Annotated in this window: 28 protein-coding genes and 5 pseudogenes; 24 read left to right on the forward strand and 9 right to left on the reverse strand. The window is 59.3% G+C overall.

Annotation, left to right across the window (positions count from 1 at the left end; all coding sequences use genetic code 11):
• Positions 1-209: pseudogene (locus JKG68_RS33000) on the forward strand (IS6 family transposase); the annotation flags it as partial.
• 49 nt (positions 210-258) lie between these two features.
• Here the strand turns inward: JKG68_RS33000 and JKG68_RS24555 are convergent.
• Together JKG68_RS24555 and JKG68_RS35180 are read right to left on the reverse strand one after the other, a co-directional pair.
• On the reverse strand, positions 259-624 hold the full coding sequence (locus JKG68_RS24555; protein WP_202063971.1) for a hypothetical protein: 366 nt from the start codon (positions 622-624) through the stop codon (positions 259-261).
• 326 nt (positions 625-950) lie between these two features.
• A pseudogene (locus tag JKG68_RS35180) lies at positions 951-1,121 on the reverse strand (IS110 family transposase); the annotation flags it as partial.
• Positions 1,122-1,771: 650 nt separating this feature from the next.
• Here JKG68_RS35180 and JKG68_RS33735 point away from each other — a divergent pair.
• The 6 genes and pseudogenes from JKG68_RS33735 to JKG68_RS24580 all read left to right on the forward strand — a co-directional run.
• Positions 1,772-2,155 (forward strand): annotated as a pseudogene (locus JKG68_RS33735) (c-type cytochrome); the annotation flags it as partial.
• 348 nt (positions 2,156-2,503) lie between these two features.
• Positions 2,504-3,349, forward strand: coding sequence for a cytochrome c oxidase subunit II (gene coxB / locus JKG68_RS24560; protein WP_202063972.1), 846 nt, complete (start codon positions 2,504-2,506; stop codon positions 3,347-3,349).
• A 24-nt stretch (positions 3,350-3,373) separates the two neighbouring features.
• Complete coding sequence (ctaD, locus tag JKG68_RS24565; protein ID WP_202063973.1) at positions 3,374-5,131, forward strand: cytochrome c oxidase subunit I; 1,758 nt, start codon at positions 3,374-3,376, stop codon at positions 5,129-5,131.
• A 15-nt stretch (positions 5,132-5,146) separates the two neighbouring features.
• Positions 5,147-5,812 (forward strand): cytochrome c oxidase subunit 3, encoded by a 666-nt coding sequence (locus tag JKG68_RS24570; protein WP_202063974.1) that lies wholly within the window; start codon positions 5,147-5,149, stop codon positions 5,810-5,812.
• 10 nt (positions 5,813-5,822) lie between these two features.
• Complete coding sequence (locus tag JKG68_RS24575) at positions 5,823-6,545, forward strand: heme-copper oxidase subunit III family protein (RefSeq protein WP_202064026.1); 723 nt, start codon at positions 5,823-5,825, stop codon at positions 6,543-6,545.
• 7 nt (positions 6,546-6,552) lie between these two features.
• A complete protein-coding gene (locus tag JKG68_RS24580; protein ID WP_202063980.1) occupies positions 6,553-6,924 on the forward strand; it encodes a cytochrome C oxidase subunit IV family protein in 372 nt (123 codons plus the stop codon).
• A gap of 51 nt (positions 6,925-6,975) precedes the next feature.
• Here the strand turns inward: JKG68_RS24580 and JKG68_RS24585 are convergent, their stop codons facing one another.
• The gene (locus JKG68_RS24585; RefSeq protein WP_202063983.1) at positions 6,976-7,800 is read right to left on the reverse strand and encodes a DUF2189 domain-containing protein; all 825 of its coding nucleotides are present in this window, start codon (positions 7,798-7,800) and stop codon (positions 6,976-6,978) included.
• Positions 7,801-9,026: 1,226 nt separating this feature from the next.
• Here JKG68_RS24585 and JKG68_RS24590 point away from each other — a divergent pair.
• A complete protein-coding gene (locus tag JKG68_RS24590) occupies positions 9,027-9,227 on the forward strand; it encodes a hypothetical protein (RefSeq protein WP_202063985.1) in 201 nt (66 codons plus the stop codon).
• A gap of 324 nt (positions 9,228-9,551) precedes the next feature.
• Here JKG68_RS24590 and JKG68_RS24595 read toward each other — a convergent pair whose 3' ends face one another.
• Complete coding sequence (locus tag JKG68_RS24595) at positions 9,552-9,809, reverse strand: hypothetical protein (protein ID WP_202063987.1); 258 nt, start codon at positions 9,807-9,809, stop codon at positions 9,552-9,554.
• A 127-nt stretch (positions 9,810-9,936) separates the two neighbouring features.
• Between JKG68_RS24595 and JKG68_RS24600 the strand changes: the two genes are divergently transcribed.
• From JKG68_RS24600 to JKG68_RS24615, 4 genes are all read left to right on the forward strand, one after another.
• Positions 9,937-10,971: a YihY/virulence factor BrkB family protein gene (locus tag JKG68_RS24600; RefSeq protein ID WP_202063989.1), complete on the forward strand. Its 1,035-nt coding sequence runs from the start codon at positions 9,937-9,939 to the stop codon at positions 10,969-10,971.
• Positions 10,972-10,992: 21 nt separating this feature from the next.
• A complete protein-coding gene (locus tag JKG68_RS24605; RefSeq protein WP_202063991.1) occupies positions 10,993-11,568 on the forward strand; it encodes a hypothetical protein in 576 nt (191 codons plus the stop codon).
• A gap of 87 nt (positions 11,569-11,655) precedes the next feature.
• Positions 11,656-12,453: an MlaD family protein gene (locus JKG68_RS24610; protein ID WP_202064000.1), complete on the forward strand. Its 798-nt coding sequence runs from the start codon at positions 11,656-11,658 to the stop codon at positions 12,451-12,453.
• Between the two features lie 48 nt (positions 12,454-12,501).
• Positions 12,502-12,714, forward strand: coding sequence for a hypothetical protein (locus JKG68_RS24615; protein ID WP_202064003.1), 213 nt, complete (start codon positions 12,502-12,504; stop codon positions 12,712-12,714).
• A 189-nt stretch (positions 12,715-12,903) separates the two neighbouring features.
• Here JKG68_RS24615 and JKG68_RS24620 read toward each other — a convergent pair whose 3' ends face one another.
• A complete protein-coding gene (locus tag JKG68_RS24620; protein WP_202064005.1) occupies positions 12,904-14,169 on the reverse strand; it encodes an IS256 family transposase in 1,266 nt (421 codons plus the stop codon).
• A 106-nt stretch (positions 14,170-14,275) separates the two neighbouring features.
• Between JKG68_RS24620 and JKG68_RS24625 the strand changes: the two are divergent.
• The 8 genes and pseudogenes from JKG68_RS24625 to JKG68_RS24660 form a co-directional block, all read left to right on the forward strand.
• Positions 14,276-14,565: pseudogene (locus tag JKG68_RS24625) on the forward strand (YihY/virulence factor BrkB family protein); the annotation flags it as partial.
• 191 nt (positions 14,566-14,756) lie between these two features.
• Positions 14,757-15,026 carry a hypothetical protein gene (locus tag JKG68_RS24630; protein ID WP_202064007.1) on the forward strand — a complete coding sequence of 90 codons (270 nt, stop codon included), beginning with the start codon at positions 14,757-14,759 and terminating at the stop codon, positions 15,024-15,026.
• 84 nt (positions 15,027-15,110) lie between these two features.
• Complete coding sequence (locus JKG68_RS24635) at positions 15,111-15,365, forward strand: hypothetical protein (protein ID WP_246515817.1); 255 nt, start codon at positions 15,111-15,113, stop codon at positions 15,363-15,365.
• A gap of 82 nt (positions 15,366-15,447) precedes the next feature.
• Entirely contained in the window at positions 15,448-16,122 is a 675-nt protein-coding gene (locus tag JKG68_RS24640; RefSeq protein ID WP_202064009.1) for a hypothetical protein, read from the forward strand.
• Between the two features lie 267 nt (positions 16,123-16,389).
• On the forward strand, positions 16,390-16,560 hold the full coding sequence (locus tag JKG68_RS24645; RefSeq protein ID WP_202064012.1) for a hypothetical protein: 171 nt from the start codon (positions 16,390-16,392) through the stop codon (positions 16,558-16,560).
• A 123-nt stretch (positions 16,561-16,683) separates the two neighbouring features.
• Positions 16,684-16,890 (forward strand): hypothetical protein, encoded by a 207-nt coding sequence (locus tag JKG68_RS24650; RefSeq protein WP_202064014.1) that lies wholly within the window; start codon positions 16,684-16,686, stop codon positions 16,888-16,890.
• A gap of 511 nt (positions 16,891-17,401) precedes the next feature.
• Positions 17,402-17,619 (forward strand): annotated as a pseudogene (locus tag JKG68_RS34860) (WGR domain-containing protein).
• A 108-nt stretch (positions 17,620-17,727) separates the two neighbouring features.
• Entirely contained in the window at positions 17,728-18,051 is a 324-nt protein-coding gene (locus JKG68_RS24660; RefSeq protein ID WP_202064016.1) for a hypothetical protein, read from the forward strand.
• A gap of 541 nt (positions 18,052-18,592) precedes the next feature.
• Here the strand turns inward: JKG68_RS24660 and JKG68_RS24665 are convergent.
• A complete protein-coding gene (locus JKG68_RS24665; protein ID WP_202064017.1) occupies positions 18,593-18,868 on the reverse strand; it encodes a hypothetical protein in 276 nt (91 codons plus the stop codon).
• Positions 18,869-19,431: 563 nt separating this feature from the next.
• Positions 19,432-19,782 carry a hypothetical protein gene (locus tag JKG68_RS24670; protein ID WP_202064018.1) on the reverse strand — a complete coding sequence of 117 codons (351 nt, stop codon included), beginning with the start codon at positions 19,780-19,782 and terminating at the stop codon, positions 19,432-19,434.
• 333 nt (positions 19,783-20,115) lie between these two features.
• Here JKG68_RS24670 and JKG68_RS24675 point away from each other — a divergent pair, with 333 nt between their 5' ends.
• From JKG68_RS24675 to JKG68_RS24685, 3 genes are all read left to right on the forward strand, one after another.
• Positions 20,116-20,772, forward strand: coding sequence for an outer membrane protein (locus tag JKG68_RS24675; RefSeq protein WP_202064019.1), 657 nt, complete (start codon positions 20,116-20,118; stop codon positions 20,770-20,772).
• Positions 20,773-21,128: 356 nt separating this feature from the next.
• Positions 21,129-21,365: a hypothetical protein gene (locus JKG68_RS24680; protein WP_202064020.1), complete on the forward strand. Its 237-nt coding sequence runs from the start codon at positions 21,129-21,131 to the stop codon at positions 21,363-21,365.
• A 199-nt stretch (positions 21,366-21,564) separates the two neighbouring features.
• Positions 21,565-21,951 (forward strand): 6-carboxytetrahydropterin synthase, encoded by a 387-nt coding sequence (locus JKG68_RS24685; RefSeq protein WP_202064021.1) that lies wholly within the window; start codon positions 21,565-21,567, stop codon positions 21,949-21,951.
• Between the two features lie 59 nt (positions 21,952-22,010).
• Here JKG68_RS24685 and folE read toward each other — a convergent pair whose 3' ends face one another.
• Both folE and JKG68_RS24695 read right to left on the reverse strand, forming a co-directional pair.
• A complete protein-coding gene (gene folE / locus JKG68_RS24690; RefSeq protein WP_202064023.1) occupies positions 22,011-22,682 on the reverse strand; it encodes a GTP cyclohydrolase I in 672 nt (223 codons plus the stop codon).
• 28 nt (positions 22,683-22,710) lie between these two features.
• Positions 22,711-22,896 carry a hypothetical protein gene (locus tag JKG68_RS24695; protein WP_202064024.1) on the reverse strand — a complete coding sequence of 62 codons (186 nt, stop codon included), beginning with the start codon at positions 22,894-22,896 and terminating at the stop codon, positions 22,711-22,713.
• 194 nt (positions 22,897-23,090) lie between these two features.
• Between JKG68_RS24695 and JKG68_RS24700 the strand changes: the two genes are divergently transcribed.
• Positions 23,091-23,282, forward strand: coding sequence for a hypothetical protein (locus tag JKG68_RS24700; RefSeq protein ID WP_202064025.1), 192 nt, complete (start codon positions 23,091-23,093; stop codon positions 23,280-23,282).
• Positions 23,283-23,768 lie beyond the last annotated feature (486 nt).

The following is a 23,768-nucleotide window of genomic DNA, read 5'->3' on the forward strand; positions in this document are numbered from 1 at the left end:
CGGAGAATTCGCATCTGCCGTTCCGCCGGCGAGAACGGGCGAGGCAGGGCTTTCGATCTGCCGGAGGGCTGCAGAGGTTCGTCAACGTGTTCTCTGCCGTCCGCAACCTTTTCGTTCCACCCCGCTCCCGCCGCTCTGCCCGCGCTACCCACCTTCACCGCCTCAATGCCATGGCGGAATGGAAGTCTGCGGCCAACATTGCGGCTTGAGCCGGTCCGGCGACCAAGGCGGCCTCAATGCGCCTGATGCTGTTTAATGTCAAAACACCGCTGGCATTGCAGCAGAAGAGCTTGAACGGCAGGCACAGGCCCGCAAGGAGATGCGGGAGAAAGAACGCCGCGGGCATTGGGAGATGCTGTTTGAGGGAGCCGCGACGGGCATGAAAAGACGCAGCTGCTGTTCGACCAGCGGCAGGAGAACCTCTACCGACGGCTCGACGAGCTTGAGCAGGGCTTGAGATACGAGATGCACGAACAGGCGCGAGTGACCCGCATCTGGCTTGTCTTGCTCAGCGTACTGGTTGCGCTCCTGGTCCTTGCACACCTCTGGCCCTGAGCGAGAGGCGGAGCCGGGTTCTTGCAAGATGATGTGCGCTCTTCCGTCAAGCACCACTTGGTGCTGCACCGGATTGCCCCAGATGTATGGACCGGCCGTGCGTCGCAAGAGGCTTTGGAGATGGCGAGGTTGGTCTTGCGCTAATGTATCCGGCCCTTGCGGAGCTTTTGCTCTTGGCCATCATGGATATCCGCGCGCATTCAGTCACATAACCGGATCGGCCCATTATGGCCCACGGTTCACCAGAGCACCAATGTGACGGCGCGACCGTTCTCCATCTCGTCTTCCTCTCGCAGACCTTGGCGTGCTCCAAGCGGCTCAGTTGGGGTCGGGCTCCTGTTCGCCTTACCCCACCACAGCCGCGGTTCGTAGCTCATAGGTGCGGTTCTGGCTTACATGCCAAGCAAACAGGCTGGCATGTTGGCCAGCCTGGCCTCGACCTGTCCGCGCGAGAGCTTCTGGCGCGGGACGATGGCCCCACGAACATCTAGGCCGATGAGATGAAAGCTGTTCTAGCCAATATAGATCCCAAGGGTGGCAACGTGCTGAAGCGGAGCTGCGGGCATGGCTCAGATCCTCGTGCTGGGGTGCCCCTCCCATGAAAGGTGCGCCGGTAAGCACGGCCGGTCCATCCCATCAGCGGAACCCTCGACAACCATTGAGACCATCAACCCTATCCGCCTCGTTCCATCCGCCGGAACGGAGCTGGGTTGCGGATAGCATTTGCCCCTAGCTGCGCGATGCATTATATTGCTCCAATAAGTAGGTCGGTTTCGAAATGCCGCTGAGAACCGAACACAGAGGCCTTGCAGGCTACCCGACACCTCTGAATGTAATTTTGCTTGGTAGTGCAGGGCTGGCTCTGCTCGGGACCGGGGCGTTTCTCGCATTTCAGTCCGGCTCCCTCGTTTCAGTCCGCGACACTGTGCTCGTGGCAATTGCCTCGTGCCTTTAATCACGAGGTCCGACCTTGCGCTAATACCCCTCGCGTCTACGCTGGTCTTGCCAGGTTGTCCGTACTTCGCGGCTTCCGCCGGTTTTCCAGCATTCAGTACACCCTATCATAGGCTGAGTTACTCGACCGGGCTGACCGCGCAATTGACACCAGGAGGCGGAGACGGACAAGTATGCTTGTGCGCTTGTGCGCTTGTGCGCTTGTGCGCTTGTGCCATATGCCCTTGGCCTGTTTTCCAGCCATACCTGACAGTCGCCCCCGGATGCCGCCGCCGGAGAGAAGGTGTTCGCTCAGTGCCGTGCTGCCATCAGGTCGGCCCTGTCCTGAACGGGCTTTTCGGCCGTGCAGCCGGCTCAGTGGAAGGCTGCAACTACTCCCCCGCCAACAGGAACTTCGGCCTGACCTGGGATGAGGCAACCTTCCGGTAACACATCCAAAAACCCGCGCGGCAAGATCCCCGGCACTAAGATGATCTATGCCGGCCTTAAGGACGAGCAGCACATCAACAACTTCGTAGCCTATCTCAAGCCGTTCGATGTCATAGGCAAAAAAAGCAGCGTCGACACAATAATCCGATCCAGCTGGCGGCCATGGGTGACCGTTGGCCTTTCGAAACAATATCCATTTGACACCCCGGCTGTTTAGGTTGATCATCTTTGGGTGAGCCGTGGACCACGCGAGATGATCTATAGAGTGGCGGGCTCACAAAGGCCATGGACGTCATCCGTTTGGTGACGTGGGGTCTCCGCTCATGACGGTCAGAAAGAGTGCCGTTAGTAGAGAAGCCAGAGTCGTTCAGTCCCGCGCGTTCGGGATGAACCGACACTGCCAGGGCTTTTTGCGCCGGGCCCGCACTTCGTTCAAGCAGAACAGGGGCAAAGCAACCACAGAAGGCTTCCGGTGGACCTGTGTGCCACGGGATCCGCGGCGTTTCCCGGTTCGACGGATCGGCGCTTCGACGCATACCTGCAGCTCCAGGCAGAGGTGGATGGAATGCCAATCGTGCTCGCATTGGTCCTGATCGCCGTCGGTTCGGTATTGTTCCACTTCTTGAGCCCGTGGTGGTGGACGCCCATTGCCTCGAACTGGGGCTATATCGATACCACACTCATCATTACTTTCTGGATCACTGGAACCGTCTTTGTTGCCGTCGTTCTATTCACGGCTTATTGCGTCTACCGCTTCCGCCACGGGACTGCAGAACGGCCGCATTATGAGCCCGAGAACAAGAAGCTCGAATGGACGCTCACGATCGCGACGGCTGTTGGCGTCGTCGCTATGCTGGCTCCAGGCCTTTTCGTTTGGCGCCAGTTCGTCACGGTCCCAGATGAGGCCACTGATGTTGAGATCGTCGGTCAGCAATGGGGATGGAGCTTCCGCCTGCCTGGCGGGGATGGCCGGCTTGGCACGTCCGATATCCGGCACATCACCGCCGAGAATCCGCTTGGGCTCAACCCTAATGATGCCCGAGCTAAGGATGATGTTGTGATAGCAAGTGATGACTTGCATCTCATGATCGGCAAACCTGTGAAGGTCCTGCTACGCTCTACTGACGTCCTGCACAATTTCTATGTTCCAGAATTCAGAGGCAAGATGGACATGGTGCCAGGCTCAGTGACCTATTTTTGGCTCACCCCTACCCGGACTGGCACCTTCGACATCCTGTGCGCCGAGCTGTGCGGTGTCGGGCACCCGCAGATGCGCGGCGCAGTCGTGGTCGAGGACAAAGCGTCTTATGAGGCTTGGCTGGGGAAGCAGCAGACATTCGCAGAAGCTACCCAAAGGCTCAAGACGACGAAGACGGATTCCACACCTGACGGCAGCTCTGCCAGGAACTAACAGGGCAGAGGAGGAGGATACCCGATGGTCGATACTGCAATTGGCCGAGAGCCGATCGCACCGGCGGAAGCGGGCGAAGTCGAGCTTTATCATCCCCATAGCTGGATCACGAAATATGTCTTTTCACAGGACGCTAAGATTATTGCGATCCAGTATTCCCTTACCGCGATGGCAATCGGTCTCGTCGCGCTTGTGCTGTCTTGGCTGACGCGGTGGCAACTCGCGTTCCCGGGGACACTCTCCTTTATCGATCCAAGCCAATATCTCCAATACATCACCATGCATGGAATGATCATGGTGGTGTATCTGCTCACGGCCCTTTTCCTTGGCGGTTTCGGCAACTACCTCATTCCGCTTATGGTCGGAGCGCGTGACATGGCGTTCCCATACCTCAACATGCTGAGCTACTGGACCTACCTGCTCGCAGTCCTAGTCCTCGTGGCGAGCTTCTTCGTGCCAGGCGGCCCGACCGGTGCCGGCTGGACGCTTTATCCGCCGCAGTCGATCCTCCCCGGCACCCCAGGTTATGAGTGGGGCATCATCCTAATGCTTGCTTCGCTCATCATCTTTATTATCGGATTCACCATGGGCGGGTTGAACTATGTGGTGACCGTGCTGCAGGGCCGTGCCCGTGGGATGACGTTAATGCGAATGCCGCTCACCATCTGGGGCATCTTCACAGCGACGGTTCTGGCGCTACTCGCCTTCCCGGCGCTCTTTGTGGGTGCCGTCATGATGCTGTTTGACCGAGTGCTCGGCACCAGCTTCTTCATGCCGTCCCTGGTCTCGATGGGAGAGCAGTTGCAGTATGGCGGCGGAAGTCCAATCCTTTTCCAGCACCTGTTCTGGTTCTTCGGGCATCCGGAGGTCTACATCGTCGCCTTGCCGGCCTTTGGCATCGTCTCCGACCTCATCAGCACCCATGCTCGGCGCAACATCTTTGGCTATCGCATGATGGTCTGGGCGATCGTGGCAATCGGTGTGCTGAGCTTCGTGGTGTGGGCGCACCACATGTATGTAAGCGGCATGAACCCTTGGTTCGGCTTCTTCTTCGCAACAACCACGCTCATCATCGCGATCCCGACAGCCATCAAGGTCTACAACTGGGTGCTGACCCTTTGGCACGGCGACATCCATCTGACGATCCCTATGCTGTTCGCGTTGGCCTTTATTGTCACCTTCGTCAACGGTGGACTCACGGGCCTCTTCCTGGGGAACGTAGTTGTGGATGTTCCGCTTTCCGACACAATGTTCGTGGTTGCACATTTCCACATGGTGATGGGTGTCGCTCCGATCTTTGTCATCTTCGGCGCGCTTTACCATTGGTACCCGAAGGTGACAGGGCGGATGCTGAACGAATGGCTGGGCCAGCTCCATTTCTGGGTCACGTTCATCGGTGCCTACGCGATTTTCTTCCCAATGCACTATCTTGGTCTGCTTGGGATGCCGCGCCGCTACCACGAGATAGGCCAAACCAGCTTTGTGCCGGAATCGGCGCAGAATCTGAACGTCTTTATCACAATTGCGGCCTTGACTGTCGGGGCGGTGCAACTCGTGTTCCTGTTCAACCTGTTTTGGAGCCTGCGATACGGCAGAGCGTCAGGCGGCAATCCTTGGCGGGCCACAACGCTCGAATGGCAGACGCCGGAGACCCCGCCGCCGCATGGGAATTGGGGCAAGGAACTTCCGGTCGTCTACCGCTGGGCCTACGATTATAACGTCCCTGGCGCAAAGGAGGACTTTCTGCCTCAGAACCAACCGCCCGACTGGGGCACGGGCTGAGCGGGAGGATCGGTCATGGGTGTCACCATTCTGTTCTTCACAGGGCTAGCGGTAATCGCCGTATGGTGGCTGTCGACCCAGAGGCTCACCTCAAAGCCCTGGCTGGAGCAGGGTCCCGCCGGAGAGCCCACAGGCACGGGCGTGTCGTCAGTCCCGATAGCCAAGGTGGGTCTGGGGGTGTTGCTCGCCGCCATCGGCTCGCTCTTTGCGCTCTTCATCAGTGCCTATTTCATGCGGATGCAATTGGCAGATTGGCGCCCCGTGCCAAAGCCGACGCTGCTGTGGATTAACACTGGTGTTCTGATGCTGAGCAGCGCCGCCCTGCAATGGGCGCAAGCAATGGCGGACCGGGACAAGGTTCGAAGTGTCCGGATAGCCTTACTTGGAGCAGGAGCCACGGCGCTCCTCTTCATCGCCGGCCAAGTCGTCGCGTGGCGGCAGCTTGGCGACGCCGGCTACTTCCTGACCTCAAATCCAGCAAGCTCGTTCTTCTTCCTTATTACTGCTCTGCACGGGCTTCATGTGCTCGGAGGCTTGGCAGCGCTGGGACGAAACATCATCCGGGCCTGGCAAGGTCGCGATCTGCCGAAACTTCGCCTCGGACTCGATCTCTGCAGCCTTTATTGGGACTTCCTATTGCTGATGTGGCTCGTTCTATTTGGTCTCCTGTTGCTGAGCTAGGAGGACAATGATGGCTGGACCAGAATTAACGGGAGCACCTCTTCCGGAAAGCCGGCTCACACGATGGCGATCCATTGTGTCCGACTGGGCGGCGGACCAGAGAACCTTTAAACATGTCTCCTGGGGGAAATCCATGATGTGGATCTTTCTTCTGAGCGACACCTTCATCTTCAGCTGCTTTCTCTTGTCCTACATGACGGTGCGCATGTCGACGACGGTACCGTGGCCCAATCCCAGCGAGGTCTTCGCCCTGCATCTCTTCGGGCAGAACATCCCCCTTATTCTGATTGCTATCATGACCTTTGTGCTGATCACCTCAAGCGGCACCATGGCCATGGCGGTCAACTTTGCCTATCGGCGCAATCGCAGGAAGACGGCAATCCTGATGCTCGTAACCGCCCTGCTCGGAGCTGCCTTTGTCGGCATGCAAGCTTATGAGTGGACAAAGCTGATCGAGGAGGGCGTCAGACCATGGAAAAACCCTTGGGGGGCACCCCAGTTCGGCTCTACCTTCTTTATGGTCACAGGCTTCCATGGCACGCACGTCACGTTCGGCGTGATCTTCCTGCTCATTGTCGCGCGCAAGGTGTGGCGCGGCGACTTCGACACCGGACGACGAGGTTTTTTCACGAGCCGCAGCGGCAACTACGAAATTGTGGAAATCACAGGCCTCTACTGGCACTTCGTCGATCTAGTGTGGGTTCTTATTTTCGCATTCTTCTATCTGTGGTGAGGCAATCATGGCTCACGCCGTCAACCATTCCGCGCCTGCCGAGCCCGCATCAGCCGACGTTCACGCTCATGGGCAGCAGCCTTCGATCAAGCTTTATCTCGTGGTTTGGGGGTGGCTGTTCGTGCTGAGCACATTCTCGTACTTGGTTGATTACCTCCAGATCCAGGGCTATTTGCGCTGGGGTTTGATCCTGCTCTTTATGTTCCTGAAAGCAGGACTCATCATCGCCGTGTTCATGCACATGGCCTGGGAGCGTCTCTCCCTTATTTACGCAGTTCTGCTGCCGCCTGTAGTGGTGCTTGTCTTTCTTGGCATCCTGCTCATAGAGGCGAACTACACGCTTCTCACGCGCATGACCTTCTTTGTCACTGCCCCATGAGAAGCGTCACCCAGCCTTGATCCAGGCGGCGTGTCGCCAGCCTAGCGCTGCTCAAATCGGTGGTGCATTGCTGATGGCGCCCGCCGGCTCCACCGTCCGACGATAGAGATGCCAGCTCGCATGGCCGAGGATTGGCATCACCACCGCAAGCCCGACCAGGAGCGGTGCCGAACCGATCATCAGAAGGCCAGCGATTATTGCTGCCCAGAGTACCATTGGACCAGGGCTGGTCAGCACCGCCCTGACGGAGGTCTGGACAGCACAGATTGCTCCGACATCACGATCGAGAAGCAGGGGAAACGAGATGACGCCGATACTGAAGGCCGCAGCGGCGCAGACGAATCCGATCGCATGGCCCAGGAGGATCATGACCCATCCCTGTCGGGTGGTGAGGACTTCGTAGAGAAAGCCCGTGTACGACTCAGGAGCCACTGCGCCATATAGCGCCTCATAGAGAGCCCTCGCGGCAAACAGCCAAAGAACGAGGATGACCATCAACACAGCGCCCAATGCAAGGATCGAGGGCAGTGCGGGAGAGCGCAACACGTCGAAAGCATGCGCTACTGATGTGTCCTGCCCGAGCTCCCGGCGGCGGCTCAGTTCGTAGAGCCCGATGGCCGCGACTGGCCCGATCAGCGCAAACCCTGAGACGAGGGGAAAGAGCAAAGGCAACGCGTTGCTGGTGAACGTCAGAGCGCCGAGACCGACGCCGAAGAGCGGATAAATTAAGCCCAAAAATGCGAGATGAGTTGGCATCGACATAAAGTCATCAATGCCTTTTTCTACTGCCTCCTTGAGGTCCACCAGCCCGATTTTTCTAACTGGAACATGGGTTGGCGTCACCTCGGTACCTGTCAGCACATGGAAGTTCGCCATATTTGCTCCTCCTGAGCAGGGCCCAAGACAGTCGCGGGATCACGCCGTGCGCAAAAACGGTTGGCCACGGTTCCGCGACCCTTACCCTAGAAGATTATACGCCCTCCGGTGGAGCTTGTCGCCCCTGCGCTGAGGATCACGTCTCTGGCATCCAGGCAGTTGCGCCAATCACCAGCAGAAGCGCTCCGAGCGCAAGCATCATGAGTCCGGGCCAGAACGCCCTGAAAGGGAGGCGCGCATTTGCCCCCTTTGGCTCCAGAGTACCGCTGGCATAGCCCCGGCGAGCTGATTTGGCCTCACTCAACCGACCTCGCCCGAGCGCCTTCCCGGCCGTGAGCAGCACTCCACCAAGCACGAGGAGCGCACCTATCCAAATGAAGCCCATATTCAGCTGCATTGCGGCCTCCTAAGCAGGCTCGACAATCCATGTTCATGACACCAGCGCCTGATCTTATCGCCGAAATCATGTCATGGAAATCTAGGATGGAAGCTGGGCAGTTTTCGTACATTGTTGGGCTGCAGGAGCGGCTCCCACCCTGCGGCGAAGGAGCATGGTTGATCATAGCTAGTGGAGTTTAGGTTAGCAGTGAGGAGTGGCTGGGGAATGTGTGGATGAACAACTGCTCAGGCGTACTGCGACGGCGCCTAGCCACACACCAACTGGGGGTGCGCCGTCCCATTGTTTCGATTGTAACGGGTAAGGTTTTATCGCCTTGCACATGCGATACCATCTCAAGTTCCCGGAGCGTCTTAGGGTTCTTGAAGGGGCACTCGCCATTGGCCGATAGGCAGCCGAGCCCGCGCCGGAGGAGGTGAGAGTGAGTTTAGAACCTGTTCAGCAGAGTGCAAAGGCTCGCTCATCGGTGGCGGATCATCCCAAGTTCACCAAGATCAAGGCCTGGCTGGCTCTAACCTTTGAGCTCCACACTGGCTTAGCTGAGAAAGCGAGGTCCTCAGATGGATCCGAGGAGTTTTCCTGTCGATCCGGTGGCGGAATGCCGGTCCGAGGCGACACTGCCCTCATTTAAGCGCCTCGGACGAGCCAACAGTAGGGTCGCCGACCCTCCGCCGGACGGCTGCTTGCTCTCAGGGTGGGACAACTCACAAAGCAACCCCTTGCTGCGCTGGGCTCCGTGCTTTCGGTTGAAATCTACGCCTTTTGAGACTTTTGGCGACACGCCTACAGGTATGCAGGTTACAGGATGGTTCCAGGAGGTGCGTCCAAGATGGTGGGCCGGAAGCTGTTGAAGCAGGCTTTGGGTGAACTTATCGTTCTGAAGAACCGGGGGCATGACCCATCCCGCTTCCTAGGCCATCTCTACGTCGCGGCTTTGGAGGAGTGGGCGGAGCGCCTCAGTGTTCATCCCATCAAGCTCAACAAGGTGGTGACCATCAGAGAGGCCATCTCAAGCCACTACCTTCATTAGATGCGGCTGCCCTTGCTCTCTGTCGGTTTCCTAGGCATAGGCCAGCGAATGACCGGTCGTTCAACGGGCATGCGTAACCTCGTATCTTGATCCGATCCGGACTTCTAGCGGACCCTGGAATGATGCGCGTAAGCTGCTTGTAGGGCGTGCATCAGCTTGCGAACAGAGCTCTCACTAGCAGGTGGATGTATCCGCTCTGCTTTTCTTAGGAATCGGAACTCGCGGGCGAGCTCGGTTGAGATGACGGGCAATCGCCCATCCGTGACCAGGCGGCATCAACGACTGCACGCACCTTTGTGGTCGGGTGAACCAACGTGAGTGGGCTCAGGGCACTGCTCCCACGGTGGTCCACGCAACGAAGAACAGGATCCCGACACCAAACGTCACCAGCCCGATGCTCCGCCAGCGATGGCTGCGCCGCTCCCAGACGGGCGGCATGTGCAACTCGTCAAGGCGTGGAGTGTCCAGGAGGATCCTGAACTTCACATGCGCATCCCAAGCGATGCCGAGCGCAACGAGCGAGGCCCACGCAAGGATGGTCGCGACAGTCCATGCGAGTTGTCCGTAATCCCCAACCGCCACGCCTTTTCTCCGGATGCAAAGGAGCCGGAAGACCAGTTCCGGGGTTAACGCGAAAAGGCCGCAAGCGTCGCGTTCACACGGCAAGAACCTGTCAAACTGATACTCTGCTGGACCTCAACGGTGCCCCATGAACGAACATGGCGAAGACTGGCGCTCGCAACTCGGAGAAGAGGCTAGCCCCGTCGTGCTGCCGGACGATCTCGCCCATGCCCGGGAGCCCGGCCGGGGACGCGAGGCCAACACCCCCGGAGAGATCCCGGCGCGGGGCTGGAAGGACATCCTCTGGCGCGTGCTTTGGCAGATCTCGGACGACCGTATCCTGTCCACCTCGGGCGGGGTCGCGTTCTTCGCCCTGCTTGCGGTCTTTCCGGCGATTGCCACCATTGTGTCGCTGTACGGGCTCTTTGCCGATGCCAGTACCATCAAGGGCCACCTGTCGCTTCTCGCCGGAATTTTGCCGGGCGGGGTGCTGGAACTCATTGACGGGCAGATCTCCCTGATCGTCACCCAGGGCAACGATACGCTCGGCGTCGCCTTCATAATCGGCTTCCTAGTGGCGCTCTGGAGTGCGAACTCGGGGGTGGCGGCGCTCTTCGACTCCCTCAACGTGGTCTACGGCGAGAAGGAGAAGCGCAGCCTCCTGTGCTTCTACGCCACGACCTTCCTGATCACGCTGGGCATGATCGGCTTCACCATCCTAGCCATCAGTGCGGTGGTGGTCGCGCCTGTCGTGCTCACCTTCATGGGCTTCGTGACCCCGGCCGAACGGCTCCTGGCCATTCTGCGCTGGCCCATCCTTCTCGTGGTGGTGGCCGTATGGCTAGCCGTCATCTACCGCTACGGCCCAAGCCGCCGCGACTCGAAGTGGCGCTGGGTGACCTGGGGCAGCGTCGCGGCAGCCGTGCTCTGGCTTGCGTCTTCGATGCTGTTCTCCTGGTACGTGGCCAACTTTGACAGCTACAACAAGACCTACGGTTCGCTTGGTGCGGGCGTCGGTTTCATGGTGTGGATCTGGCTTTCGGTCGTGATCGTCCTGCTAGGAGCCGAGCTCAATTCCGAGATGGAGCACCAGACGGCTCAGGACAGCACGGAAGGGGCACCGAAGCCGCTGGGAGCCCGCGGGGCTAACATGGCGGATCATGTCGGCGCACCGCACGCCTGACGCGGGGGGAACCACCTGGGTATGTTCAAATGGGTGGAGTTGGGGTGCCGGCTTGAAGCGGACGAAAACAGGGAGCGGTTCATGCGACTAAAACTGGTTTATGCTTTGGGCTATCCCTGCTCCCGAATGGTACTCGCGCTGATGGTGCTCCTGTCCGGGCCGGCGCATGCGCAGGGAAGTTTCGCATCCGGTCCATTTGAAGGGTTCGCCGGGGCATGGTCAGGCAGCGGCACAATCGCGCTGTCGAATGGCAGAACCGAGCGTCTGCGCTGCGAGGCAGCCTATGCGTTGGCGTCCGCCGGCAGCAGCCTGCGACAGAATCTGAGCTGCAGGAGCGACAGCTATATCTTCGAGCTCCGGACAGAGGTGGATTACGAGGGTGGCAGGATTGCCGTCCGATGGTCGGAGACCTCACGCAATCTGGTGGAGCGGATTTCGGGCCGAGCCCAAAACAGACGGATCGACGCCGTTGCCGAAGGCTCTGGCTTCTCGGCAGAAATCGCAATGAGCACCAGCGGGCGCCGACAGTCGGTCGCCATCCGGTCGCAAGGAACGGAATTGTCACGCATCGCGGTCGAACTGACCCGAACACACTGAAAAGGCTCCTGGGCCAAATCCGGCCTGATGCGGTATAATTTGCCGCTTCGGGCGACGACCTGGCCCTCCGGTGTGTGAGGCAGGACCATGGAGACACGGGCGCGGTATGCTCTGATCGGAGTGCTGACACTCGGCATCATCGCCGCGTTCGCCTTTGCTTACTGGCTGCGCAGCGCCGGCGGGTTCAGCGAGCGGGTGGTCTACCGCATCCGCTTCGAAAGTCCCGTCACCGGACTGCTTCCCGGCTCAAGAGTCCTGTTCAACGGCATCCCGGTCGGGGAGGTAACCGGGCTCGCGCTCGATGCAGGCGATCCCCACCAGGTGATGGTGACGATTGCCGTTGACAGCGCCACCCCGGTGCGGGGGGACACGCAGGTCCGGCTCGAAAGCCAAGGCTTTATGGATGCGCCGTCAGTCTCCCTCGAAGGCGGGACGGCCTCGGCGCCCCCGCCCAGTTCCGACAACGGTCTGCCTGTGCTCAAGGTGGGGCCGGATGCGGCTCAGAGCCTGACGCGTGAGGCTCGTGATGCCTTGCGACGCTTCGACAGTCTCGTTGCTGAGAACGCGGAGCCGCTGCATGAGACGATCACCAACCTCAGCACCTTCACGGACGCGCTAGCGCGCAATTCTGATCGCCTGGATGGGATCCTGGAGGCGCTCGAACGCTTGGGCGGCGGGCCCGTCCAAAAGCCAGTTCCGACCTATGATCTCACGGCTCCGCAGGCACTTTCCCCGCATGAAAAGGGGTCAGGCAAGCAGCTGGTTGTTCCTGAACCCACCGCCGTGGTCCTAATCGACACGCAGAAGCTCCTCATGAGTCCTCAGGCGGGGGAAACCGTCGCAATGGATGCACAGTGGAGCGACAGCCTGCCGACGCTCCTCTAGGCCAAGATTGTCCAGAGCCTGGAAAACGCAGGCTTTCTGCAGGCGATTGTGCGGCCGGCACCGGATGTGGCGGCCGACTACCAGCTCCTGCTCGACATTCGCAGCTTTCAGCTTGTGCTGTCTCCTGAACCGCGGGCGGATGTGGCATTCGCAGCCAAGCTCCTCGATGGGAATGGCCGGATCGTTTGCCGGGCGCATCCTGCGCGCGAGCGCCACGGTGCGGGGGACGGATGCGCCGGAGGCAGCGGCGGGTCTCAATGAAGCTTTCGGCAAAGCTGTGACTGAGCTGGTGGTTTGGGTCTCAGACTTCATCTGACGCGTGACAAGGATATACTGGTGATGCTCAAAGCCCTGACCCCAGTAGGTGAGGCCATTCGTTCCAGCAGCGGAGTGGTTGCGTCGTGCTGGGAAAAACAAGGAGCCATGATGGGTTTTGGGTGATGGGGCCGATCAGGCGGCGCTGTTTGTCGGCATCGAAATGACTTCGGTGCCGTCGTTGAACCTGACACCAGCAATCACCTTCGGCAACTGGTTTTCGCCCATCAGCCGACGCCAGCTCTTCGCGGCTGCCATGACGAGCTTGAACACCATCAACCGGGCGGTGGTTGGCCACAGCGCGCCCTTGGTGCGCACGGTCCGGTGCCGCACCGTGGCGAACACACTTTCGATGGGGTTCGTGGTCCGCAGATGGATCCAATGCTCAGCCGGCCAGTCGAAGAAGGCCAGCAGCTCCCGCTGATCCTTACGCACGCACTCCACGGCTTTCGGATAGCGCGCCTGATAGGCCTCGGCGAACAGATCGACAGCGACCTCGGCTTGAGCTCGTGTTGGGGCCAGATAGATCTCGCGCAGGGCTGCCTTCATGCCCGGCTGCACCGACTTGGGCACCTTGTTGAGGACATTGGCCGTCTTGTGCAGCCAGCAGCGCTGATGGTGCGTGCCGGGAAAGAGCTCGTCGAGCGCCTTCCAGAAGCCGAGCGCTCCGTCCCCGACCGCAATCCGGGGCGGCATGGACAAGCCCCTTCGCTTGATCTCGACGAGAAGCTCGCGCCAGCTCTGGGCGCTCTCGCGCACGCCGGCCCGGAAGCCGACCAACTCCTTCTTGCCTTCCGGGGTGGCCCCGATCAGCACCAGGATGCATTCCGCCTGATCTTCCATCCGGGTCTGGAGATAGACGCCGTCGGCCCAGACGTAGACGTAACGGCGCGCTGACAGATCCCGCGCCTGCCAGCCCTCATACTCGGCCTGCCTTTCGCCGGTCTGCCGGGAGATCGCCGGAGGCGAGAGATTGGGCGCATCCTTGCCGAGCAAGGCTGAGAGCGCCTCCTGGAAGTCACCGGTGGAGAGCCCGCGCAGGTACAGGATCGGCAGCAGCGCATCCAGGCTCCTCGTCCGCCGCGCCCATTTCGGCAGGATCGCCGAGGTAAAGCGGATCCGATCCTCACTCGAAGCCCCGCGGTCGCGGATCTTGACCCGGCTGACTTCGACCGGCCCAGTGCCGGTCTGGATCATGCGCTCTGGCCCATGGCCGTGCCGGACCAGGCGCTCACGTCCGTCCGGCAGTTTGAGGTCGCGCATCGTGGAAAGATAAGCCTCGGCCTCGATCTCGATGGCTTGGGCCAGGAGCTTGCGGGCACCCGCTTGCAGAATGTCGGTCCGGGGAACGTTGATCTCGTCAGGCTGACGCAGGCGCAATACATTGGTAGTGTCGTTCATGGCGTGTCGCTCTTCTTCAAGAGGTTCTGGCAGGCTCGTCACCCGCCTCGATACGCCGCCTTTCTCAAACCGCCATCACCCACTTTCCGCCATAGCTCGGCGGCATATTGCGGCCGTGCTGTGGCTTGTCGTGTCGATGCTGTTCTCCTGGTATGTGGCCAACTTCGGCAGCTACAACGAGACCTATGGCTCGCTGGGGCTGTCATCGGATTCATGACGTGGATCTGGATCTCGAGCATCATCGTGCTGCTCGGGGCTGAGATCTACGCGGAGATGGGGCACCAGACGGCAAAGGACACCACCGCGGGGCCTGAGAAGCCGATGGGCGGGCGCGGCGGCGCCATGGCCGACACTTTTGGGCGCGGCAAAGGCATAGGGCCTCATTTCTGCGGCTAGACAGCCTGTCCTTCCTCGGGAGTGTGGCTGAGGGCTTCTCCTCCATACCAATAACCGGCGTGGCAAAGCCGAGCGGCCCATGGTGACAGGGGCATGACGCGGAAGATCGACCCGGCCATCGATTGCCGTCCTCTGATTGTTCGCTAGTTGGATAGTACGAGGACCACTTACCTTTGTCAGAAAGCGGACACATGCCAACCCGACCCGAGCAAGGTGAAGAGCAGACTCAGAAGAAGGTTGAGGCCAGCACGCCCCAGCTCGACCGCCTAGAAAAGCTGGCCAATACCGCAGCGACGGCCGCCCAGGCGAAACAATGGCGGGCTCGCCAGAACGGCCTACGGGACCAGGAGGAGCCCTCAGAGGTGCGCAACCTTAATCATGATGCAGAGGCCAGGGCGCAAGCGGAAGCAGCGATGCAGCGGATGATGGCCAACTCGAAAGGGAAGGGGCGTGGTCGCTGACGGTTAGAGGAATGCTGCAGTGGTTTCCCTGCACCCCAATCGGCAAAGTCGGGGGAGTTTAGTGGAACTGGCGGAGTTCGCTTCTTGAGCCGGGAAAGAGCCGTCATGCAGGACTGGCTACCAGTCAGACTGGCACCACGGGACGGCACCCCCGTGATCCTCTGGATCGAGGACGAGGAGGCTATGCCAACCTACCCGGTGACGGTCGGCGTCTGGGAAACCGATGACATGACGAGGAGGAGCCACTGGCGTGTCTTTGGAGCTCGCTACGGCACTCACATCTACTTCGACCAGCACATTGTTGGCTGGCGGCCCTTGCCGCCCCATCACCGGGCGTAACGAGCGGTTCTGAAGAAGGACTATCGGCAGAGCCGGAGAAGTTTGGCAACATCGTTGGACATCACGGATTCGCGGGGCAGAGATGACACTGATCCGAGACGAACTGATTGAGGCAGAGGCGCGGGCGATGATGCGCGCTGCCATCGAGAAATCGGGCTGGTATTCCAGCTTGCAAGGCATAGCCCGCCAGCGGCGCATCGAGAAAGACATCGACCTGCACTGGCACCTGATGCTGCCGCAAGCGCGCGAGCGCCTGGAGCAGCGAAATGGAGGGGAGGCGCTTGAGACCGAAGTGCAATCCAAGATGCTACGCGGTTCCTGCGACCATGACAGCAACGGGGCGCAGAATAATCGCAAATATTCTATGGGTTTCTCGAAATCTAATTGCGAATCGACGGCCTCTATGGCAATAATATTGCGTGGCGGTTCTTCATCGTCGCCACTTCCTCCTCTAGGTTCCCCCGAACCTGCACCTAAAGCCGCTCAATGCAGTGGCTTTTTCTTTGCCTCGTGCGAACGGGAAAACACCCTGCGAAATCCAGCACGGCGAGAACCACGACATTCAGCTAGGCTTCTGGGGCAAAAAAAGAGCGCCCGTTGTTTCAAGGAGCGCTCCGAGGTCCGGCCCGTAGGGGCAAATAACAAAGCCGAGACGGCTATGTACTTGCAAGTTCATGGTCAGAATAAGGCAGATCAATTGATAAAGTGCACAGCGGTAGAACTTGTGATTATTTTCGTCATATTTACCACTTCTTGATTAATCCTGCGGATCGGCTATGCGGGAGTTCCCGTTGGGGCAAATACGGGCCGGAAGGGTTGCGCACACAGTCACAAGACTGGGCGCAGCCCTCGTGCTTGAGCTCTGACCCAAGGAGGGTTCCTCTTCATCACGAGCGTTGGTGAGGCGTCTGCGGAAGGTTGTTGGCTTCCCTTGTCCACCAGCTTGGCGTTCAAAGATTTGCCTAAGTTCGCAAGGCATTTTGATTGATACTTTCGGTTATCTGCTGGCTCGAAGGGATGTCCCATGGCTGCCAATGCTGACCTAAAAGCCAACCACAAGGAGGCGGTGCGCCTGTCGCGGGCCTACTGGCATCTTCCTCTCGGGCTGGTTCTCCTGGTCTCGCTGCTCCTGACCGGCGTAGCCTCGGCCGGTTCGATGATATGGAGCCTTGGCTCAGTCAATCCGATCCCCTAGGAGGCAGCACTTCCGCCATGTGGGGAACCCGTCCCTGGTCATCTGTGTCCAGGGACGAACGCTCTTGCCGTGCCGTTATTGCGCACCTTAAAAGGCTACGCTTCCTGAGACGTCGTGGAACCCATGGAAACCGCAGCAGAGTATCGGAAACACGCCGAAGAGTGCCGGGCGCTAGCCAAGCAGGTGCCTGAGGGTGAGCATCGCAGTCAGCTTCTGGAGATAGCCAGAACCTGGGACAACCTGGCTGCGGATCGGGAAAAGCTGGTTCGCAACCATCCTGAACTCGACACCTCGAAAAACTCAGTGAAGGCTCAAGCCCCAGTGAAGTAGCTGGTCGATGGGTGTATTCCGCGTAAGCCTCGGCCTTGAACGCTGCGGGCGAGGGGTTTCTTTGTAGGGGATAAGAAAGGACGAGGGCTGCATCATCCCCGTCGGCCCGCCATACTGCTGATGGGTAGCGTAGCGACTGGTGGCAGGTCCACCGGGCATACTAGATGCAAATTTCCTGGGATGACGTGAACCGCACGGAAGCAAGAGGCCTCCAGTTCGTCACGAGGCTCGGGATCGACGTTTTTGTCACAGACAGCGCGATTAGACGGTGGAAAGCCGATCCAGATTGCCACCATAGGGTTGTTCCTATCTCGACGTCCTTGGAAACGATCTATGGCCTTGGTCCTTGTGAGCCATCCAGCCAGGGCTAGGTTCAACGGCTCTGAAACTGCAACGAACAGATGGTACATCCGCGCAGCCCCGGCCTGATACCGCCCCTGCTGCCTATCGGCTCAACAATCTACTCAGGTTCGTGAAAGACGATAAACGTTCCCCTATCCAGCATCATCTGGTGCTGCACCAGATAGACCCGGAGCAGGGCATTCGGCGCTTTTACAGCCTCATGGTCGAGCGCGACCTGTTCGGGACGATTCGCCTAGTCCGCAATTGGGCCGGATCGGGACGAGTGGCCAGGAGCTCGCGGAAATCTTCCCCGATGAGAGGCAAGCCGGGCAAGCCCTTGAGGCGGTCGCGCGGGTCAAACGACGGCAGGGATATCGGGATCTGTGAGGTGGCAGTCTGAAAATTCTCGAGCATCGGGAATAAAGCACGTGTTGAGGTGTCCCTAACGGGTGGCCCTGCGCCGCGTCCCTGATCAATAGCCAGGAGATCAGCCCGATGCCCCGAGCCTCCTCTCACCCTGATGATATATTCGACGGTCTACGCCTGCCCATAGGTGCCTGGCAAGCCCTTGAAGAGGCGCAGATCACCAGCCTCGAACAACTCAAGATTATGGCTCCACACCTCGAGCAGATCCGGGGGATCGATCCAAAAGCTGTCCAGATCATCAAACGCCGACTTGAGCGCTTGGCCGCCAGGAGAACCGTGCGGGTCCGGTTAATTTTCCCCAAGCGGCCCCATCGCAAGAGTAAAGCAGGCGGAAGGAAGACTGTTTCTTGCAGGAAACCGGGAGGTCGAGCCAAGTCAAAGAAATCGATCTGACCATGTCAAAACTGACCCTGAGTGGCGGATGGTCGCCGGTGAGCGCCGCACCACGGGATGGCACGCCTGCGATCCTCTGGACAACCGAGGACAATGTCCCGCCTGTTCTGCCGCTAACCGTGGGGTTTTGGACAATCCACCCTACGGCAGGGGTCGGTTATTGGCGGATCTTCGGAGATCCCCCACGCTTTTGCTCTGACAGGCAAATCCGCGGATGGAAGCCGCTTCTTCATGCCTAAAACGACCACGGCCCAGCTTCGCGGAAGGCCGCGTATGGAACCGCTCTGAAGAGCGACGGGATATTTACCTTAGCTGTTGCAGATTGCATGTACCGGGGGACCTTACCCTCCGTAAATGTCCTAGCTGAGGTCCTACGACTCCCTCGGCCGGGGTCACAGGCGCCCTAACTGGAGGTCCGCAATACCCATCGGTTAGGGCGCTTTTGTTGCCGTCGCGGGCTGAATGTCCGACGCGCGCTCTGGCGGCCTTTTTCTTTGAGGGGGTCCCGCGGGACCGGCCCCGCAAATTTCCGACAAGCACTCTATGAAGCGTCACGATGGGCGCGCAGGATCCGTGCTCTATCGGCTTCCCAATCGTTCTGCCGCTTCCGTTCCAAGCAGCGGTCGGCGTCGCGGGTCGCGGCTTCACGGGCTTGCTTCCGCTCCTCATTAGAAAAAGGGCGAGCTTTTGTCTCGCTGGCTCCGCCGCAGTCGCAGGAGATCAGCGAAAAACCGCTATTCTCACCATTCTCAACTAAGACGGGGAAGCAGTGGGGGCAGATCACCCCGTCTTCCATTGCTTCAAACCATTCGCCCATGTGACCCCTCCTCTTTGAGCCAGAGTGTAGGGGGAACCATAATAAGTGCGAGAGGGGCCTCGCATACGGGAAAACTAAGCTCGCGATTTCGCATAACAGCCCATATGGAATGCGACTTTGCCTATCCGCGAAGCCTACCCAGCAGCTTACAGCCTGCTCGGTGCTCAGCAGAGAGCCTCCTTTACGCGCTATTAACTATACCGCAGCAACCATGCTCTAGCTGATCCTGCTCAGTGGGTCGGCTTCTCCCACGGAGCAGGCGAGGTGTTCTTCCCGTGCCTCGCTTGCTTTGAGGATGTCTGCGTTGAGTGCAGTAACTGTCTCATAACCACGATCACAAGCGAACCTGATCCAAGTGGCAAGCGCGGCGTTAAGCGTGTGCCTGAACGGGAGAGGACTGCTCATGACTTGTCTCGATCCAATCACCGGGCATATCGCGACCATCGACACGTTGAGCCGGCCGCGTCGGTAAGCGCTCCACAAGGCTGGGAGGTGGTGATGAAACGATCCTCAGCACGGCGGGCCAGACGCTGGGTCATTCAGGAACTGACCCGCCGCATGGATCAGCTGTCCGACACCTCTGTCAGGGCAATCTTGTCAGGCAGTGGCGAACCCAATGGGGGAGGGGAGAAGTCCAGCTTGATCAGGAGTTCATAAGAAGCATGAGGATCACACCTGTTCTTCGCTGTGAGGCACTGATCGACATAGCTCACGTACTGATCGCATCGGACTGTTCTTTGCAGCTTCGGCGGCTTCGAACATTTCAGGTAGATCTGCTGCAGGACCTTGAGCGGATCGGGATCGGACAGCTGGGGAGCGGAGAGATAACCGGAGATCTTCTGATGCCCCATGATGAGGGCGGCAGGTCCCAGGAGGATGGCGATAGCCGTGAAGCCAGGATGGATCTTGCGCATCGGCTTACCTCAGACCGCTATGGTTAAGGCGAAGTTAACGGATCCTGAGGGCCTGTAAACCCGCAGCGAGTGATGTAAAAAACCCTGCCCCCCGAGAGGGCAGGGCTAGTTTCTCCTCGCCTTCGGACGCTCATCCGAAAACAAGAGAAGTAGGACATACAGTGATCCCTGAGTCAAATCAGGCAAAGGGCCAAGTAACGATGTCAAGAAAGGCCTTTAGATCTTGTTAAGCATGGCGGCTCAACCTGCTTGGCGTTGCATTTATGTCATAGCTTTTCCTGCCTGTTGATCCATAAATTGCCTCAAGATCTCCTGGACTAAAGGATCCTCCTCATGAAAACTCGTATTCTTGGCCTGTTAGCCGCCACTGCCATTTCGACTGCTGCCATTTCGGCCGCTTCCGCTGCGGACCTGCCGATGCGCTCGGCTCCCCCGGCTCCGGTGTTTGCTCCGGCTCCGGTCTTCACCTGGACCGGCTTCTACGTCGGTGTGAACGCAGGCTACGGCTGGAGCGAGGACGACAACGACGCGGTCGACTTTGCGGACGACGACAACGACGGCGGCTTCATTGGTGGCGCCCAGGTTGGCTACAACCACCAGATCAGCTCCTTCGTGGTCGGTCTCGAAGGCGACATCCAGTACGTCGACTTCGGCCGTGAAGGCGTGTTCAACTTCACGGACGAGAATGGCAACATCCTCGAGGGTGAGCTGGAGAGCAGCGACTGGTTCGGCACGGTGCGTGCACGCGCCGGTGTGGCCTTCGGCCAGGCTCTGATCTACGCAACGGGCGGCTTCGCCTTTGCTGACGACGCGACCGGCTGGACCGTCGGTGGTGGTCTTGAGTACGCCTTCACCAACAACCTGTCGGCCAAGATCGAAGGCCTGTATGTCAGCCTCGACGCCGACAACAACAACGACTTCGACTTCGACAACGACGTTGATTTCGGTGTGGTGCGCGCTGGTCTGAACTTCCGCTTCGGCACCTACTAAGATCCGTCTCTCCCGAGACAGAAAAGGCCCGGGGAAACCCGGGCCTTTTTCATTGGCCTGAGGAGCCACAGGACGGTGCGGTGTTGGATCCCATCCAATATAGAACTGCTCTGAAGCAGGTACGGATTGTTTACCTGGGCCATTGCAAGATGCCTGCACCGGGTGCGTAGCGTATCAGCCCGATCCAATGCGGAGTCGCCCCTCCGCTGACGCCCTGGCCGAGGGTCCAACGACTCCCCTCGGCTGGGGCGTTTCTTTGCGCCCATGAGGCCGTGCGAATTTCGCATAAGGTCCGGTATCGAGCCGCGAACAAAAGCTGCTGCGTGTCGTTGATAGGCCTTGTGAGGCCATCGACTATGTCAGTCATGAGCATGAGGGGCGGCTGGTCCTCGGTGAGCACCGCTCCGCACGATGGCACGCCCGTGATCCTCTGGATGGCTCAAGACGAGGCCCCTCCAAGCCTGCCGGAGCCTGTGGGCTTTTGGACCATCAACCCTGCGGCAGGTGTCGGCTACTGGTGGATCTTCGGAGATCCCCCACGCTTTTGCTCCGACCGGCAGATCCGCGGATGGAAGCCGATCCTTCGAGCCTGAGACAACCGTCCGCGAATTTCCGATAAGCCGCAGTATGGAATGCGCTGAGCGGACTAGAGGATTTCCCCTTACTTGGCCCGATCGAGCAGGCCATGATAGGAACTTCCGCCGGATAAAATGCAGATTACCGGCGCTGGCTGGGTAGACCGTGCGTTCTTCCAAGCCGGTGAGAAGAAAACAGGTTCTAGGGGCAAGATGAATGAAGACATATTGCGAGTTTACGTTCGAGGCCGCTCATTCGGTTCACCCGTATTCCGGGCTTCATGGGCACACCTTCATCACTAAGCTGACTTTCGGCGGACCTGTTGACGAGACTTACGGCTGGCCGGTGAACCTGTACGATGTTGAGAACTACATCAAGGAGATCAAAGGCGAGCACGGATCGGGCCTCGATCACGGGAACCTCGATCTCAACCCCGACATCGGCGTCGCTTCGCTTGAGAACGTCACCACCTACATCTGGCGGCTGGTGAAGGAGCGCTTCCCCAATCTCGAGGAAGTGGAGCTCAAGCGCGGCATGGCAGGATCGACGGAAGGCTGCATCTATCGCGGCGAGGCCGAAGCCCGCATGGAGCTAGCAGCCTAGCGCCTGAGGCGCTTCAGGATGGCGCGACGGAGTTCGCGCCATCTGCAAAAGGACTGCCCTTAATCCGCCCTGCGGTCCAGGGTAGCGCACTCCTGCAGGAACTCGTTCTTGAGCGCGGTGTCGCTGGCCAACTCGCCCCAGTAATACGTGTTCACCATGCGGCTGCGGTGGCTGGCGCGCACCCCCCGCTGGGTTTTGCACATGTGCACGGCGCTGATGCGCACCGCCAGCCCCCGCGGTTCGGTCATGTCCATGATGTACCCGCCGATCTGCTTGACCAGTTCCTCCTGGATCTGCAGCCGGGAGGCAAAGTACTCCACGATCCGGTCGTACTTGGACAAGCCGATGATCTTACCGTCGGCGGAGGGCAGGATGCCAATGTAAGCCGCCCCGTAGATCGGCATCAGGTGGTGGGCGCACATGGAGCGCACCTCGATGGGTCCGGTGACGATCAGCTGATCATAGGCCTGGGCGTTGTCGAACTCGGTGATCCGTGGTGGGGCGGTATAGCGGCCCTCCAAGATCTCCTCGACATACATCTTGGCCACCCGCTGAGGCGTGTCGCGGGTATTGTGGTCGTTGACATGATCGATGCGCAGGATGTCGAACAACTCTTCGATCTTCCTGGCGGCAGCGGCGATCATCGCCTTGCGCTCAGCCTCGGTCATGGGAGCGTCAAGCGTCTCGTTGCATAAGTGGGTGAGCCTTTGCGGCTGACTATAGAAATCCATGGGAAGCCCCTGCAGAGTTGTTTTGTGATTAGATTGGGTGGTCGACGAGATGAGTAGCCAGTACGGCGAGCGCCAACCCGGCCAAGATCAGAACCACTACTAGGGTGATCCGGGTTACTTTCTCGTGGCGCGCCAGCCGAGCTTCTATGGCTTCTAAGCTTTGTTGCTTCGCCTGCTCATGCTTGGCCTTTTCACTATGATCGTAAGCCTTCATCTGTGCCCCAAGTGATGTTTTTATATACCGGTGCTCTACCAGCCTCCTGCCTGCATGGGAAGATCATCCGCGGGGCGCGTGTCAAATTGCGCGTAACGCGCGGTATGGAATGTTGAACTCAGACTAAGCGGGAGGCTGTTGCCATACTGCTATCGCGCCCAATAAAAGGCTCCGCTTGATGGGACGCCTCAAACATGAAAACCGCAGCCGAATATAGAAAACACGCTGAAGAATGTCGGGTCCTTGCCAAGCAGGTCCCCGAGGGCGAGCAGCGCAAGCAGCTTCTGGAAATGGCCAGAACCTGGGACAATCTCGCGGCGGATCGGGAAAAGCTGGTCCGAAACCATCCCGAGCTCGATACCGCGAAAAAGCCGCCTAAGGCTTAAGCGCCATCGAAGTAGATGGCAACGGCAGCGGCGTCCCTACGGGACGCTCCTCCAGGAGCGCATTATGTTCGCTCCTGGGTCGCTGTCCTGGAGTGGCGATAGGCAGACAAGATAGACGACCATCCAGGCGAGGACCGCTACCCCAAAGGCGGCAATGGCGAGCATGCCGGTACGTAATCGTCTGTCCTGCAAGTGCGGGGAGCTGGCGGCCTCAAGCCTCCGCTCCACGTCGGTCCAATCGCGATTTTTGAGTTTCATGCTGCCCCGGCTGGGGACATATTTTGAGTTTCATGTTTCCCCAGTCTAACGGCCTACCACCCGCGGGGGCGCGTGAACATCGACCGGACGGTCTATGACCATGCGTCACGCGCGCACGTGAAAAGCGGCCGCGCCATTTCGCATAACGCCCTGTATGGAACTGTCCTCGTCAAACCCATTCGGATTTGAGTAAGGTAGACCTGCTACTCGATCCAATGGGGTGATCGA

Origin of the sequence: Microvirga aerilata (assembly GCF_016743775.1) — a bacterium.
In the GTDB taxonomy this organism is placed as follows: Bacteria; Pseudomonadota; Alphaproteobacteria; order Rhizobiales; family Beijerinckiaceae; genus Microvirga; species Microvirga aerilata.